The sequence below is a fragment of the Ruegeria sp. YKSD179 genome, assembly GCF_059612885.1.
Map to the genome: position 1 here is coordinate 1 of NZ_JBXWRL010000075.1, position 15,485 is coordinate 15,485.

Here is a 15,485-nt window from a genome sequence, read left to right on the forward strand (position 1 = left end):
CCAAATCGCTCATGTCAGATCGCGCCAATTTCCCACTCCCGCCTGTTGTTTTGCGAAAGTGAATCACAAGCCTATGTGAATGAACAGAAATTTATGGGTGTGCTGCCTAATTGCGCCGGCAAGATCGCCAAGTTGTCCACCTTCCTTGGGAAAACCGGTCACATCCGTTTCGCCCGCTGGCGATCCGTGGCATGAGAGACAAGACTGGGAGTAGTATTCTGGGATAAGCATACGGAACGCGGGCTTCCCAGAAACTTCAGTTTCTTCGAAAAACGATTGCCCTTCAGCCCAAGAAGAATCCTTGAACTTTTCTTCGATCACTGAGTTTTCCCAAGTGTCGGGGCGAGCCATGCGATTGCGGACAAGTTCTGAGGGCGCCGTTACCTTAACCATAGCAGACGTGCCGATCTCACCTGCGAACTGTTCATTTACCAACCGCGCAAAAACCGCTGGAATAAATCCTTTGAAAGCCACTCCCTCGGCATTTATCAGCTCTTGGTTTGCGTCGATTACCGTGACCATAGCGTTAAGCTGCGTCTCGGTAAGTTTACGCTCCAATGGGTCCAATCCATCATGCAGCGGTTGTTCGCCATTAGCGTTCAAGTAGGCCTGGATAACTTTCTCGTAAAACACGTCACCGGAAAGCCCTTTGTCTGTGACATTAGGATCGTTGATTAATTCCTGGCTGTTCGACACCACACTTCTGCCGGCTCGTAACACAGCCGCAAGTCGGTTGCCTGTCTCAATTTCTTCTGCGGTTTGCGCTGCAACACCATCCGCACCAAGCGTGCAGAATGCACTTGAAATAACTGCTGCTGTTATAATCAGATTTTTCAATAGACCAACGCCTCCACGTAAAGTCGAGTGCCGTGACAATAAGCTAGCCTAGCAAAAAATCTCCAAACTGTCAGAGGAATTCGAACCGGCTGGAATTGCGCCGCCAAAAATTGATTATTTTAAGTGATTGGTTAGCCGGAAAATTTACTGTGTGCGTATCAGACAATTTTGTCCGCAATGTAAGAGATCAGCTAATCTGTGCGTCTATCTCGGGTTCAAAGCGGTCATTTGCTTCGGAGCGCTGCAAGGCGAATGGCCGCAAATGAACACAATAATCAACATACTCAAGCTTGTGGTCATGATCGCAATCCGTAAAACGCCGCTCACGAAATCAACTCGTGAACGGCGTATCTTTACGACTGACCGATCTTCCTGTTTGGGATGGTCGGTAATTTGAATTGCCTTACCCTCTTAGGCGGTGATGCAAGATGATTGGAACAGCAAGTTCTTCCTCATCGCTCAAGTGACGCTGAAGAAAGGCTTCGATGACCTCAGAAGTGCGATGCAATGCTCCAACCTCTGAACGAGCCTGAGCCTCGTCCAGATGGATAAGCTTTATTGCACGATTGGCCATCCGTGTGTACTCTTCAAGAACGAGATCGAGATCTGCATGGTCCTTTTCCAGCACTTCTAACCCAGCGTCAAACCGAGGATCAGCAGCAGCAAGCTCGGGGAAGTAATTTCTATCTTCCCAGCCATGATGTCCATGCAAGTTTCCGACAAGAGCGTTGCCATAGTATGACAGGCGCGCTGCGTACTCATCGGGTGGCACGTCTTTTTCAAGATAGCTTTCTGCATCGACCCGCACCAACTCGGCAAGGCGCCTGAACATCTGATGGGCTCCTAGCCAGTGACGAGTTTTTTCCTTGAACCCAGGATGAGATTCCCAGCTGTCGCGGGGATACTTGTCGAGCAAGAACTGCAACTCGCCCGGCATGTCTGCTGTGCGGATATTGTAAGTATCAAGCATGAGCTTACTCCTTTCCGCAGTAATTTGTGTGCTAAGATTTCAATTCGTTAGACCCAATGCTGCACAACTGATGTCCATCTTTGCACATCTTCCAAACCAATTGATTTTCCCTGTTGCTGCTTAAGTCGGCCAATCCTCGTGCAGATCGCCATTGAATCAAGCTAACTAAACGCACACAAAAACCTGCCTCGCCCCAAACAAGTCGTTTTCATCGATCCAATGCGGCCAATATGCGAGCATCGCGTTCGTATGGGTCCTCGCGAAAATGAACAACCCCGTCTTCGACCCAAGCGGTCCAATATGTCAAAAGAACTGGCATTGGTTTTGGTAGGTTAACGCGCGTTGTCTTTCCACTATCCAAAATGGATTGCATCTTTTTTCGGTTCCAGCCGGGTTCTCCCTCCATCAGAAGGCTTGCGAATTCGAAGGGATACTCCAAGCGAACGCAGCCGGAACTAAGGTTCCTTTCGTTTCGATCAAACAGACTACGGTCGTTCGTATCATGTAAGTACACCGCGTATTTGTTGGGAAACATGAACTTTACCAAACCCAACGCATTGTTTGGGCCCGGTTGTTGGACAAGTGTGACGCCGGGGTTTTTCGCCGCCCAGTTTACTGCGTTGACTGGAATTGTTTGCCCGTCCTTGTTTCGAACCACATAGTTGTTGCGTGCCAGATACGCTGGATCCTTGCGAATGCGAGAAAGTTTATCTTTCCGAAATATCGAGGCGGGAACGGTCCAGGTCGGATTGAACTCCATGTATTCAATTTCATCTCGGAATACCGGTGTCTTTCGGTACGCTGACCCTGTGATTGATCTGGTGGTCCAAAGCGTCCCATCAGACTTGACTAAGTAAGTACGGGCCCCCGCAATATTAACCAGAACGAAATCATCGTTGAGCTCCCGCATAAGCCAACGACCTCTCTCAAGGCTCAGGCGCAGCTTGTTAACGCGATCTTCCACAGGTTTGTTGAGGGAGGTAAATGTTTTGCCGCCAATAACCCCATCTGCTTCCAACCCGTGTCGGTTTTGAAATGTTCTGACCTGTTGCAGCAGGCTATCGTCGTAAACCCATGCCGGGTTTGAGCTACCTTGGCTAAGTTCCGAAACCTCGTTTGCTCCGTCGTAACCCTCTGCCCGTAGTCTTTCGCGCAATTTTGCAACAGCTGGGTCCACCATTCCTGGCTTCAAAACTTTTTCATCGGGAACAATCGCCCAACCGCCCTGCATTGCTATTGCTTTGTATTTGCTTAGTGCCTCAACAAGCATTTCATACTGCGCGTTGTCGATGTCTATGCGTTCGATTAGGGCGCTAAATCCATCCCCTTGAAGGAATTGACTCAAAACGACGGCCGGATCTTTTTGGATAACCGGTTTGGAAAAGTTCCAATCATCGTCCAATGCGTTTGGGTCGACTTTTCCGAACACCAAATGATGGACAAGTTTAACAGCAGCATCTGTTGCGATAATGTCGAATACAGCTTGATCGTAGGCGTTGCCACCTTTGGTGGCGTTAAATGCGACTCGAAGCTCTTCGAGTTCAAAGTCATCTGATCTGAAGCCCTGGTCCACCGCTCCGTCCAGCTCGGTAAAGAGTTCGTCTACCAATTCGTCGCGTGTCCACGCAGGGGTAAAGTCCCTTTCTTCATAGAAACGCGGCACAAGAACCGCGGCATCCAAGCTTTTGCTGTCTGGCAGCGTGTCACTTGAATCCAAACCCTTTCCTAGAAGCGCTGCAATCTGTTCGGAAACTTGGTCCGCAGAACTAAAGCTGGGACACAAAATCAGTATCGCGGTTAGCGCACTTGCGGCCACAGAACAAATGTATCCCACCATCACCCCCTACGACGTCACCCTATATATTGCTTTTCAGGTGTAGAGTAACGCAATATACGGTATATTCAAATCGCAATTAACAGATTTCAAGTGTAGGATCTGAAATGTGGGGAGGACGCTCGCGGTTAAACCAAATCCGTGTCCGGCTGAAGGCTGCATTGTTTCGCATTTCGTGTCTCTTCCAGATCTACAACCTTTCCTGACCGCCAATGGTTGGAAAGCCCGTAGAGCGCTCAACCAAGATGTCTTGGCGTGTAACCGCATTCAGCCCAAGGCGGACGTTCTCTAGATGTCAGCGAGTTCCGCAAATAGGCCGCCACATCAATCAGGTCTCGACTGGAGCGTAACTACCGTCTTTGCGGTGAACCTCTCTGCCTGTGAGGGGCGGATTGAAAACGCAGATTAGCCTAAGGTCTGCGTCTAAGGCTTGTACCAAATGTCTGTCGTTTTGATCCAATGCGTATAATGTGAAGCGCTCCAGCGAGTACCATTTCTCTTCGTCAAACCGCCTAATTTGGCCCCTGCCTTGGATGCAGTAACAAGCTTCCAAGTGATGGATGTATTCAAGTTCAAGTACGGCATCTTTTTCGATAATTGTGTCAGTCATCGAAAATCCCAGGCCGTCAGACGCCAACAATAGCCGTCTGCTTTTCCATCCCGGGCCAGCGACGTCCCGCTCTGTACCAACGACATCCTCAAGAGATCTTACGATCATGCATTTACCTTTCTTAAGTCACCGAACCGCACGATTCATGCCTCCATCTGACAGGATGTTCTGCCCGTTAATATACCGCGCTCCTTCCGAAGCAAGGAAGACGCAAGCTTGGCCAATCTCGGCGAACGTTGCCGGGCGTTGAGCAGGGATAGATCGTCTTGCCAGGTCCGACAAATTCACGTTCTCGCAAAAGCCTGGCATCAGGTTGTTCATATTGATGTTGTGGCGGGCGTATCGATCGCCGAATAGCTTGGCAAAACTGTGCAGTGCGCCTCGAAGCATGCTCATCGGATAGGGCGCGCGCGGCTCAACTGTGTTCATAGACGAGATGTTCACAAATGAACCGCCACCTTGTTCAATCATGATCGGGGTCACGATACGTGCCAGCTTGACGACGTTTAGAACATACATGTCGAGGCTTTCGTGCCATAGCTCATCCGGCAACTCCAACAATGGTCCATCAAAATCCGGATCAAAGCCGACCGTTTTGATGGCTTCTGGTACGCTGCCACCATGGCCCATATTGCTAACGACTGCATCGATCCTCCCGTACTCCTTGAGTGTGGCGTCTACCATTGCTTGTAAATCGGCGGTGTCGAGGACCGAACCTTGGTGTCCAATCCCGCCCAATTCCTTCGCCAATTCTTTGGATCGCGTCGACGGGGACATCAGCGAGACCTTGTAGCCCGCTTTTGCCATCTCGATGGCGCACCCTTTTCCAATGCCCTGGCCAGTTCCGGTCATCAGGGCCACTCTGAGATCAGCCATTTGATTGTCTCCGCTATAATATTTCTGCCTAATATTTACCAAGATATGCGGGTTGTATGATGCCATGAAAAGCTATGCAGCACATAGGTATTGGATAAACAAACACCATATGAGGAACATCCGTCATCTTCGAGCATTCAAAGCTTTCAAAGCAACTGCATCGCGCTTGAACGTCCGCAAAGCAACCCGCACAACAGTTCCCAGGCAGAACGAAATTTTCCCGAAGCTTTGAGACTATTGAGCTTTTTTTCGTCTCAAATGATGGTTAAAGCATCGATCCATTACCATTTTCCGTCGGCTCGAAAAGGGTTAAAGCAATCGCGGTGTCAAGCCACGCGTCCACGGCATTCCCGCCGCTTCCTAGCACGGACAGCCCACCCTGTGCCGCCTATTGCGAAGAGGTCGCCACTACATTGTCAGCAATTATTGCAGACCGTCGCGAAGCGTATGGGTTTCCCTGAGAAACTTCATTCTGTTTGATACCAAGATGGCGCAACTCAGAAGGTTAGCCGCGATCGCCTTGACCAACTATTTGGTCCAGACAGTGCGGCTGAAACATTTTGGACCTGCAAGAGGGTCCGCTTTGCGCGCGAGGCTGTCATTCAACAAATTCTTGCAAGCGTCTGTATTGAAAACAAACCGGAGATCCCACGGGTCTGGCTTATTTGACCATCGCGTGAGTTAGTTTAAGAATCTGAGGCACCTAATAGTCCAGTTACGCTTTTCTTTGTTGATTGTGTTACACTGCACCACGAACAACATGAAAGTGTTTGGTTAGACGTTGTAATGACCTTTATCAGGTTTCGCCGCACAACATTAATATTTGTTACAATCGCGCTCTGGTTCATTATTGCAAATTCCGCAAGATCGGAGCCTGAACGAGTCGCGCTTGTCATTGGCAATGGAAATTATAACCACGTAGCAAATTTACCCAATGCACAAAACGATGCGAGCGACATCTCTTCTGCTCTCTCTAGGATTGGTTTCGACGTTGATTATAGCCTTGACCTAGATTTCCGAGGAATGCGGGTTGCCCTCAGAGACTTTGCGAAAAGAGCTGAAAACGCTGACATTGCGCTGATTTATTTTGCCGGGCACGGAATAGAAATAGACGGTGTAAACTACATAATCCCTGTGAATGCAGAGCTGCAAAGCGCCAAGGATGTTAGTTTTGAAGCAATTCGATTGGACACCGTAGTCACTTCGCTTTCCTCATCTGAGGGCCTCAAGATCGTGTTGGTAGACGCATGCCGTAACAATCCATTCTTGAGCACTATGACCAGAACAAACAGCACGCGTTCGATCGGCAGCGGATTGGGGCGCATTGATCCGAGTGGAGTTCTGGTCAGTTACGCTGCTAAGGGCGGGACCTTGGCTTTAGATGGAGAGGGTAGAAATAGCCCTTATGCGGAAGCTTTACTTCAACACATTGAAGAGCCGGGGCTGGAACTTGGTAAAATGTTTCGAAAGGTTCGAGATACGGTTTTCGAACTTACAGAAGGTTACCAGGAACCGTTCACCTATGGGTCTCTGCCAAGCGAAGACATTTTTCTTGTTCCTGCGATTGCCTCGAAACAAAACGCTGATCTTTTGGCGGAGGCTTTCGCAAAAGCAGATCGCTCTCAATCACTGGCGGATTGGAACATCTTTCTGGAACGTTTTGCCAACGAACATGATCATCCGCTTTATGAGCTCGGGAAGCTTCGGCAAGCGGCGCTTTCCCAACTTGATGCGCGTAAAACCAACGACAAACGCCGCCCGAATGCCTTAACTGACGAGTTGACGTTGTTTGCTGCCGCCGAAAGCCTGGACTTCCCTCGTGCGTGGGCACTCTACTTTGATCGCTATCCTAACGGCGCCATGGCCAAGAGTGCAAAACTTCAAGAGAATGTGAGTTTTTTGAATGCCCTGCGGGACCGGGTTTGGGGTCGCTATCGCAATTTAAATGGCGGTAATGCCTTAACCCAAGAAATGCTCCAAACCGCGATGGAAATGATCGATTTAGATGAAGGGCAAGTAACGCGCATACAAAATGCGCTGACATATGGAAGAATTGGCTTTGTTGGTATTGACGGAAAATACGGGCCGAAAACGCGCAATGGAATAGAGAAATTTCAAGAACGCAGATCGCTTCCGGTAAGCGGACTACCCACCCGGGCAACCCTTTACGCGTTGACGCAAACCGGTGGATGGGGGTCAAGCGGTCGACTTGAGTATGATGCGTCGATTTTCCCTACATCCGGACCGTTGGCGCGAGTTTTGGACCCTCAAGCAGTTGCCCTGCTAGAGCAAGACCACCGGTTGGACCGAGTTTTGTCAGTGTTTCCGGGTCGAGAGATTATTTATGGCTATTTCCAAGGTCGGCTGTATGTCGCAACAAATCTTGGAACAACGATAGGGTCATCTGATTTGAGGGTTTTGGAAGAGAAAACAGAAGGATCCCTGATAGAAATTGATAGCCGCGAGGAAGAAGAATTCATTCGGGAACTGGTTAGATTCGACCAGAAACTTTGGGGCACGACCTCGATCCGAAACAACAAAGGACCCGCAATTGGTTTGCAGCAAAAGCAAGGAAATTGGCTTTGGCGGTCGGGGCGCGAGTTGGAGTATACGAATTGGGCGCCAGGGCAGCCGGAGCGGGTGCTTGAAGCCTCGCCTTTGGACGAAAGCTATGGTCGTTTGGTTCCTTTAGAACGTACAGGAGGCAACAACACCAGAGTGGAACGCATAGGCTGGGCGACGACATCCAATCTACCTCCGACAATAATTCTGGAGATCGAATAATTGTGTCCCCTCACTCGATTATAGAAATGCGACTACATGAAAGAAGAGAGGCTTATTTTTGGATTGCGGTGGGACCTTCAATGAATTGATGATTACTCGACCTCAAAACCAATGGCTTGGAAAGTCATCGAAGGACGGGTCCAGTTTGCAAGGTCGACACTAACTGCAACTCACCCGATTAAATCGGATAGAACCGAATACTGCGTACTTTCTTTATCATTGCGTGAGTTCGGCCCGTAACGTTCTCAAACTTTAAAACTAACAGAATTTTTGCATGCGCTGTTCAAACAAGCATCCAGATGTCCTATAGTAGGCAGAAGATCACAAACAGTAATTTGAAGACCAAATTCTCTCAGCCACTTCCTGATTAATTTAAACCAAGAACTTGGTAACGCGGGAACAATTTCACTGAACCAAAAACCAACACTGCGGAGCGAGAAAGCGATATGATCCGAAGGAATAGCCAATGAAGAAATGGGCGTATTTTGGTGTTGCAGTGTTGGTTTCAGCTTGCGGCACTGCTCCGCAGGCTCCTTTAGTCACTGACGAAGACGGTCAAACTGTTATCCAAATCAACACCAGTGGGTTGACCTGCTACAACTCTGGCTGCCTGGAAATAAATCCAGCTGGTAGTGTTCGGGCTGTGGGGTACAAAAGAACACGTATTCCCAGCGGAATAAATGTCAGTGACGGGACCGTAACACCTGAGGAATTTCGGCGCTTGCGCGAAGCGGCCATGTTGGCCGGCGGTGTTGGTTCTGGCAGCGACCGGTAACAAAGGTCCTGTTTTTCGTAATAAGGCGGAATGCTCTGAACGCTCGCCTTTGGCGCTAATCTCCAACTGAATACTGTTTGCGTGTTATTTGACCTGACCTATCGTTCCGGACTTTTCGCTTGCACGGTTGGGACATTGCGAGTTTTGCGACTTCTATTGATCGCAATCGCGCCCATGACAATAGCGCAGGCAATGGCCTGCGGGGCTGTGATTGCCTCGCCAAAAGCTAGAAAACCAACGGCAAACATGGTTGGTAACTCAATACTACCAACCACTGCAGATTGAGAAGCACCGATCACCGGCGCGCAAACCGTGTAGATGAGCTGAGGAACTAGTGCCGTTACAAGGCCAATTCCTACGATCAAAAGCCAGTCAGAGCGATCCTGCGGGAGTAATTCAGCTGCGTCTGCAGTCAAAACCAGCGGTGCAAGACCGAGAACGGCCCCAAGGGAAACTGCAGCCATACGCGCAAGCGGCGTGATACGGGATAATCTATGCACCAACACGCAAATCCCAAAGCCGAAGCCCAACGGAGCCGCTAGGGCGATCAACAGCGTGGGTAAAAGCTGAATGGGAATAGACGCAGGCGAACCAGCTATGACCGCTGCCAACACAATCAAACTGGAGGCTAGCAGCGAACGCCGCGTGGGCGCATCAGCAAACAATGCCCATGCAATGGCCAGCGTGAAAACCGGATATGTCATATAGAGGACTCCCACGGTCGAAGCAGGCAATGTCTCCAGCGCCTTCACATAACCAATCCAACCAAGTCCCATTACCGCTCCAGCCGAAAGGCCCCAAGCAATCTCTCGCCAAGATTCTTTTTGCGAAAAGAGTGCGGGCAGAAGCAGGGTTGCTGCTACAACGTAGCGATAAAATGCGACTGCATAGGGAGCGACACCCTGTTCGGTCAGCCCCCTACTAAAGTATGGAACCAGTCCGAAACAGATTGATGCAAAAAGAACGCCAAAAATCGCCAGCGTATAAGGAATGGAAGAGGGTGTTTGCATCGATCTAGTGGTCATGCGTCTTAGCTATCACGCACCTGCAATTCTGTCGCTGGAGATTTATCGAGCAGCGGTTAGCCCCACAGACGGGACGTTCAACATTTTTTGAATGGCTGCTTCTGGTGACAGCGGAAATTGCCCAAGAGAGAGCCTAACAACCACTATGCGGACCAAACGGACTAGTTGTTCGATATTTTGGACGTCTCATTTTTCGGTTTTTTTAACCTCGGGGCGGAATTCCCTGTCGCATCTCAAGGCGCCCCAAGTGTCACCTGTGTTCTTCTTTACGCTTGAACTCCACGAGATCGCAGGCTTGGTTAGGGAGTACGTATTTCGATTTAATTTTCTTCGAAATTCTCAGATAATTTTAAGTTTTCCTTGCAAGAAATGCGAAATACGCAGTTTACTCCTAAAAAACTTGCGATTCGGAGAAGTCAGTGGGTGAGACCAAGTTTGAATTGATGGCAGAAAATGGCGGCATTCGCTCGCCTTCTGACACACTGAACAGCAAAATCATCGCGATCCTTGAAGAAGACGGTCGCACGCCATTTTCTGAAATCGCGCATACGCTAGGGGTCTCTGAAGGTACCATTCGCAACCGTGTCAGCGCGCTACGCGATGCAAACATGCTGCGCATTGTTGCCATCGCTGACCCGGTCGCGCGCGAATATAGGACCGACGCGATCCTTGGATTGAAGGTTGCGCCCGGGGTTGCTCCGGCTCAGGTCGCCGATCGCTTTCAGCACGACCAGCGTGTCGTATTTGCGCTCTGGGTCGCAGGCAGTTTTGATCTGATCTTGGAAATCGTCAGCGACGATGCGGACGCCCTGCAGCGATTTCTGGAGGACGAAATCCATTCGGCTTCAGATATCTCCCATGTTGAGGTGATGATGGGGATGAAAAACTTCAAAAATCAATTCTTGCTCAAACGGGACTGGAGGCCTGAAAATGGGTAAGCTAAACAAGACGCTGGCATATTTTCAGGACGGTTCGCGTCCCGCACATGGGTTGCCGCCTTCTGCCTATCGCAGCAAGGCTTTCTGGAAGAAGGAGCGCAAAACCGTTCTATTTAGAAACTGGGTTTGCGTCGCGGCCGCACACGAGCTCAAGTTTCCAGGAGACGTGGTACCTGTTGCACTGGCCGAGCAACCTTTGATTTTGGTGCGAAACCGACAGAACGAAATCGCCGCTTTCCATAACGTATGCCGCCACCGTTGCATGACGCTTGTCGAAAAGCCGCAGAATGTAGGCAAGCTGATCCGCTGCCCATACCATGCGTGGGCCTATGATCTGGACGGGCGCCTGAAAGCGTCACCCCATTTCGGTGGCACAGACACCCACGAAGCCAATGGTTTCGACAAATCGCAAAATGGTCTCGTTCCAGTACGAACGAGGGTTTGGCAGGATTGGGTTTTCGTGAATCTCAGCGGCGATGCACCAGACTTTGAAGATTATGCTGCGTCCCTGATAGCACGGCTGGAAGGAATTGATTTCTGTAAACTTACGCATATTGGCACCCTCGACTTCGGAGTGATCGACACCAATTGGAAACTGATCATGGAGAACTTTATTGAGCCCTACCATGTGCAGGTCGTCCATTCCTCGACCACCGATCAGCCATTGAAAGATCACTACACAATCGTAGACGGCAATTGCCTTGGCAGCGCGGTAGACTTGGCAGAGGAATCGGGTACTTCAGGATCGCTTGGCGTCAGTTCGCGCTACCTAACACTTTATCCCAACTTCATTCTTGGTCGTTACTTCCCTGACCAAATGGGCGTCTATCTGAACATCCCCATTGGACCCAATCAGATGATGCAAAAACGGTACCTGTATACAACCGAGGGGCAAAACCTGTCGGAGGATGAAGTAGATAGCCTGAAAAACCTCTGGTGGGATGTTCACAAAGAAGATCACGAAATGGTTGAGCGCATGTGGCGCGGACGCGCATCGAAATTTGCAGCTGACGGTGGAGTTCTATCGCCGGTCTGGGAAGACAGCGTTCGCGCGTTTCAAGAAATGATCGTGGCCGATGTCACGAAATCAAAAGGAGCGTGACAATTGACCGGAATCACTAGCGGCTTTCGTCTTGCACATACAATGCTGCGGGTTATGAATACCGATAAATCGCTTGAGTTCTACTGCGGCATACTGGGTATGAAGGTGCAACGACGCACCGATTACCCCGAGGGAAAGTTCACCAATACCTTCATCGGATATGGTCCGGAAGCAGAGTTTCCCTGTTTGGAACTCACCTGCAATTGGGACCAGATCGAGCCTTACGAAAAGGGCAACGGCTGGGGCCACATCTGCATTGAGACACCAGACGTCTACAAGGCTTGCGATGACCTTGCGGCGGCAGGGGTAAAGATCACTCGTCCACCAGGGCCGATGAAGAACGGCACTCGAGTCATTGCATTCTGTGAAGATCCTGATGGTTACAAGGTTGAACTCAATGAAAGCATTACAAAACATCTGGCTGCGGAGGTAACTTGATGGGCGACAAACCACAGTTGATGAAATGGGATATGGTCGAAGACCGCTACAACCAAATCGGCGACAAGGAAAGTGACACCTACATTAAGCCAATGGTCACAAGCGCGTTTTCCAAAAGCATGTGTGGCGGCATCAATGTCCTGAAGAATATCAAAGTGCCGTGGGATCTGACCTGCGATGAGATTATCTACTGCCTCGAAGGTACTTTTCGCCTGGTCTGCGGTGGCGAGGAGTACATCTGCAACCGAGGCGATGTACTCTTCGTTCCGAAAGACAACCACATCTCCTACGAGGCTGATGACCGCTGCGTGATTTTCTATGCCGCCTATCCTCACAACTGGAAACAACTGGCGGGCCTCACCCATGTCCCGGGTATTGACCCCGATGACTTCGTGCCGGGCTGATTCAGCAAACGGAAAGAAAATATGGGCAAGATCTATTTTGAAAGTTTCGCCGAGGCAGTGGACCGCAATCGACCGCGCATTGCCGAGGTAAAGCAAGAACTAGAAAACGCAGGCGTCAAATACGTGATGGCCGCATGGATCGACCTGCACGGCATTCCGAAGACCAAGCCTGTGCCGATGAGCGATTTCGAACCACTCTGCCTCGGCAAGGGGCCGCAATTCGCGGTGCATTCGATTTCTTACGTTCCCGAACTTAGCCCGGCAGACAGTGACCAGGTCGTCGTGCCCGATCTCGATGCCGTGTACATCTGCCCATGGGACAAAGAAACCGCAATCATATTTGCCGATTTGTACTGGGAAGACGCGCCCTATAATGTCTGTCCCCGTCAAGCGCTGAAACGCGCGATGCAAGAAGCCGCGACAGAAGGGTACTCAGGATTTGCCGGTGTTGAACCTGAATTCATCGTCATGGCCTATGACGAAGAGGGGCGACCGGTGAAAGCTTTCGACGACGATCCGGCCGTCGGCGTTCGACCACGCCGACAAGCGTTTGGCTATGATGTCGAGTATTCCATCGATTCAATGCCATTTCTCAAAGAGATGATCGATATCATCGAAGGCCTCGGATGGAACCTGCACGACGTCGTGGCTGAGGGTGCGTACTCCCAATTCGAACTTGATTTCCACTACACTAACATGCTCGAGATGTCCGACAGGCTCGTCTTCTTGCGTATTGTATTAAAGGAGATCGCCAAGCAGCACGGAATGTTTGTTACCTTCATGCCGAAGCCCACCGTGGGCGATTGGCGCTCAGGTGCACATATCAATATTTCCATGCAACACGAAAGCCGCCCGGGTCAGAACATTTTCGAGACCGAAGACGGCAGCGACTGGACCAACGAAAGCCGCTGGGCCGTCGGGGGGCTAATGGCCCACGCCGAGGCGCTAGCAGCGATCACCTGTCCAACTGTCAATTCCTATAATGGACTGGTGCCGCGGGTTGGTGGTTTCGAAGGTGGCACCGTAACCTGGGCACCTACGAACATTACTTACGGCTATAACAATCGCTCTGCCCAATTCCGCCTGCCACAAAGCCGCCACTGCATTGAGAACCGCGCCGCTGACATGACAATGAACGTTTACTTGGCAATGGCGATGACGCTGTCTTGTGCAGTCGAGGGGATCAAAGGAAAAATCGATCCAGGGGCCCCTACCGATTTCGATCTCTATGACAAAACGGAATCTGAACTCGCCGACCTTGGCATTCGACGTCTGCCACGCACGCTGTTCAATGCGATTGAGGCACTCAAGACAGATGAGATCGCTGAGCGAGTTATGGGTCCAGTCATGCGAAAATCTTACATCGAGTATAAAAACGACGAATGGGAGAGATATCATCAGGCCGTGACGGATTGGGAGGTGCAGGAATACCTGCGCCTTTACTAAAATGGGTCACAAGACGTTCCATTTGGGCGACCTGCCACTGACGGGAAGTGGCACTCTGCGTGATGCGCAGCTTGCCTATCAAACGTATGGTGAGCTTTCGCCCAAAGGCGACAACGTGATTGTAATGCCGACCTTCTACACCGGTTCCCACAAGCGCAACGAAGGTTTCTTCGGTGCAGAGCGCGCACTAGACCCAGCGCGACATTATATTATCTCTATCAATCTGTTCGGCGGGGGACTATCAACATCGCCCAGCAATTCGTCCGCACAGCAAGGCGCAGCTATCCCGGCAGTCTCGTTTCAGGACAACATCCGTGCTCAGCATATCTTGCTGACGCAGGAATTGGGCATAAAGCAGATCGCTTTGGTCCTAGGGTGGTCCATGGCGGGATGCCAAGCTTACCACTGGGCAGTGCAGTATCCGGACATGGTGCGCGCGATTTTGCCCTTCTGTGCTTGTGCAAAAACTTCGCCTCATAATTTTGTGTTTCTCGAAGGCGTCAAGGCGGCGCTTTGCGCTGATCCGGTTTGGAACAAGGGGCGTTATACGGAACAACCTACTGAAGGTTTAAAGGCTTTTGGGCGCGTCTACGCAGGTTGGGCATTTTCCCAAGCTTTTTATCGCAACGGACTCTACCGAGATATCGGCTACGAAAGCATAGGTAAATTGCTGGACGATTGGGCGGAAGACCATGCAACGAACTGGGACGCAAACGACCTTCTTTGCAAACTCGCAACGTGGCAGTTTGGTGACGTCAGCGCCGGACCAGAATTCAAGGGCGACTTAAAGGCAGCGCTTGGTTCGATCCGTGCGCGCACGATATTGATGCCATGCAACCAGGACCTTTATTTCCCACCGGAGGACAACGCGATCGAGGCCGAGCTGATCCCGCGTGCAGATCTACGACCCGTGACATCGGACTTCGGGCATTGTGCCGCCAACCCAGGCAACGACGCCTATTTCCAAAGAATGCTTGACGAAAGTGTCTCGGATTTATTGGCTGCGTAGCCTTAAACCGGTCATTCGGACAATCCGCAGAAAATCCGCTTTGGGGTCAATAAAGCCATCTGAATAAGGTAGTCGAATGTTCCCACTAAACCCGAAGTAGGCCTGGTCTCGACCTGTAAGGGCTAATGCAAGTTAAAAAACTAACAGAAGATCGAATCCGTTATTGTTCAACATGGCCGACGGATGATTAAGCCGTGACTAGACACTTTAGCTCAAGATTGAATCAGTTCGAAGCCGCGGCTTTCTCCATTGCTCTTGCAGCTAGATTTCTGTCCCCGAGTTCCTCGGTCATTTCAAAAACCATTCGCGTTACCCGCCATTCTCCTTCTAGGCAGCCGACTCATAAAACTCGATCCACAATCGTATCGAGGCCAGTTTGATCATGGCCATGAAGTTGCGTGACGTTTTCTCGTACCGGGTTGCGATACGTCGGAATG

At 50.5% G+C, this 15,485-nt stretch carries 14 protein-coding genes; 8 read left to right on the forward strand and 6 right to left on the reverse strand.

The window, feature by feature from the left end:
- Positions 1-63 precede the first annotated feature (63 nt).
- The 5 genes from AC2FNE_RS22820 to AC2FNE_RS22840 form a co-directional block, all read right to left on the reverse strand.
- Positions 64-837, reverse strand: a complete 774-nt coding sequence (locus AC2FNE_RS22820; RefSeq protein ID WP_496806367.1) for a Tll0287-like domain-containing protein — start codon at positions 835-837, stop codon at positions 64-66.
- Positions 838-1,240: 403 nt separating this feature from the next.
- Complete coding sequence (locus AC2FNE_RS22825) at positions 1,241-1,807, reverse strand: hemerythrin domain-containing protein (protein ID WP_170473301.1); 567 nt, start codon at positions 1,805-1,807, stop codon at positions 1,241-1,243.
- A gap of 208 nt (positions 1,808-2,015) precedes the next feature.
- A complete protein-coding gene (locus tag AC2FNE_RS22830) occupies positions 2,016-3,644 on the reverse strand; it encodes a L,D-transpeptidase family protein (RefSeq protein WP_496806368.1) in 1,629 nt (542 codons plus the stop codon).
- A gap of 325 nt (positions 3,645-3,969) precedes the next feature.
- A complete protein-coding gene (locus AC2FNE_RS22835) occupies positions 3,970-4,359 on the reverse strand; it encodes an ectoine synthase (RefSeq protein WP_170604917.1) in 390 nt (129 codons plus the stop codon).
- A gap of 18 nt (positions 4,360-4,377) precedes the next feature.
- A complete protein-coding gene (locus tag AC2FNE_RS22840; protein ID WP_170604915.1) occupies positions 4,378-5,127 on the reverse strand; it encodes an SDR family oxidoreductase in 750 nt (249 codons plus the stop codon).
- Between the two features lie 786 nt (positions 5,128-5,913).
- On the opposite strand from AC2FNE_RS22840, the gene AC2FNE_RS22845 reads away from it, so the two are divergent.
- The gene (locus tag AC2FNE_RS22845) at positions 5,914-7,911 is read left to right on the forward strand and encodes a caspase family protein (protein WP_496806369.1); all 1,998 of its coding nucleotides are present in this window, start codon (positions 5,914-5,916) and stop codon (positions 7,909-7,911) included.
- 466 nt (positions 7,912-8,377) lie between these two features.
- Positions 8,378-8,686, forward strand: coding sequence for a hypothetical protein (locus AC2FNE_RS22850; protein ID WP_170604911.1), 309 nt, complete (start codon positions 8,378-8,380; stop codon positions 8,684-8,686).
- Positions 8,687-8,784: 98 nt separating this feature from the next.
- On the opposite strand, the gene AC2FNE_RS22855 is transcribed toward AC2FNE_RS22850, so the two are convergent.
- Complete coding sequence (locus tag AC2FNE_RS22855) at positions 8,785-9,711, reverse strand: DMT family transporter (RefSeq protein ID WP_496806370.1); 927 nt, start codon at positions 9,709-9,711, stop codon at positions 8,785-8,787.
- A gap of 419 nt (positions 9,712-10,130) precedes the next feature.
- Between AC2FNE_RS22855 and AC2FNE_RS22860 the strand changes: the two genes are divergently transcribed.
- The 6 genes from AC2FNE_RS22860 to AC2FNE_RS22885 are packed head-to-tail and all read left to right on the forward strand — an operon-like array spanning position 10,131 to position 15,048.
- Positions 10,131-10,649 (forward strand): Lrp/AsnC family transcriptional regulator, encoded by a 519-nt coding sequence (locus AC2FNE_RS22860; RefSeq protein ID WP_367648118.1) that lies wholly within the window; start codon positions 10,131-10,133, stop codon positions 10,647-10,649.
- Entirely contained in the window at positions 10,642-11,751 is a 1,110-nt protein-coding gene (locus AC2FNE_RS22865) for an aromatic ring-hydroxylating oxygenase subunit alpha (RefSeq protein WP_496806371.1), read from the forward strand. The genes AC2FNE_RS22860 and AC2FNE_RS22865 overlap by 8 nt, the downstream gene beginning before the upstream one ends.
- Positions 11,752-11,754: 3 nt before the next feature.
- Complete coding sequence (gloA, locus tag AC2FNE_RS22870) at positions 11,755-12,189, forward strand: lactoylglutathione lyase (RefSeq protein ID WP_254442487.1); 435 nt, start codon at positions 11,755-11,757, stop codon at positions 12,187-12,189.
- On the forward strand, positions 12,189-12,593 hold the full coding sequence (locus tag AC2FNE_RS22875) for a cupin domain-containing protein (protein WP_170473318.1): 405 nt from the start codon (positions 12,189-12,191) through the stop codon (positions 12,591-12,593). The genes gloA and AC2FNE_RS22875 overlap by 1 nt, the downstream gene beginning before the upstream one ends.
- A gap of 21 nt (positions 12,594-12,614) precedes the next feature.
- The gene (locus AC2FNE_RS22880; protein WP_496806372.1) at positions 12,615-14,039 is read left to right on the forward strand and encodes a glutamine synthetase family protein; all 1,425 of its coding nucleotides are present in this window, start codon (positions 12,615-12,617) and stop codon (positions 14,037-14,039) included.
- Between the two features lies 1 nt (position 14,040).
- Positions 14,041-15,048 carry an alpha/beta fold hydrolase gene (locus AC2FNE_RS22885; protein WP_496806373.1) on the forward strand — a complete coding sequence of 336 codons (1,008 nt, stop codon included), beginning with the start codon at positions 14,041-14,043 and terminating at the stop codon, positions 15,046-15,048.
- Positions 15,049-15,485: the final 437 nt, after the last annotated feature.

Excerpts from the sequence above, each read along its gene's own strand:
- AC2FNE_RS22845 (WP_496806369.1), top strand. The coding sequence starts at position 5,914 with ATGACCTTTATCAGGTTTCGCCGCACAACATTAATATTTGTTACAATC.
- AC2FNE_RS22850 (WP_170604911.1), top strand. The coding sequence starts at position 8,378 with ATGAAGAAATGGGCGTATTTTGGTGTTGCAGTGTTGGTTTCAGCTTGC.
- AC2FNE_RS22875 (WP_170473318.1), top strand. The coding sequence starts at position 12,189 with ATGGGCGACAAACCACAGTTGATGAAATGGGATATGGTCGAAGACCGC.
- AC2FNE_RS22835 (WP_170604917.1), bottom strand. The coding sequence starts at position 4,359 with ATGATCGTAAGATCTCTTGAGGATGTCGTTGGTACAGAGCGGGACGTC.
- AC2FNE_RS22885 (WP_496806373.1), top strand. The coding sequence starts at position 14,041 with ATGGGTCACAAGACGTTCCATTTGGGCGACCTGCCACTGACGGGAAGT.
- AC2FNE_RS22840 (WP_170604915.1), bottom strand. The coding sequence starts at position 5,127 with ATGGCTGATCTCAGAGTGGCCCTGATGACCGGAACTGGCCAGGGCATT.
- AC2FNE_RS22855 (WP_496806370.1), bottom strand. The coding sequence starts at position 9,711 with ATGACCACTAGATCGATGCAAACACCCTCTTCCATTCCTTATACGCTG.
- AC2FNE_RS22865 (WP_496806371.1), top strand. The coding sequence starts at position 10,642 with ATGGGTAAGCTAAACAAGACGCTGGCATATTTTCAGGACGGTTCGCGT.
- AC2FNE_RS22830 (WP_496806368.1), bottom strand. The coding sequence starts at position 3,644 with ATGGTGGGATACATTTGTTCTGTGGCCGCAAGTGCGCTAACCGCGATA.
- AC2FNE_RS22880 (WP_496806372.1), top strand. The coding sequence starts at position 12,615 with ATGGGCAAGATCTATTTTGAAAGTTTCGCCGAGGCAGTGGACCGCAAT.
- AC2FNE_RS22825 (WP_170473301.1), bottom strand. The coding sequence starts at position 1,807 with ATGCTTGATACTTACAATATCCGCACAGCAGACATGCCGGGCGAGTTG.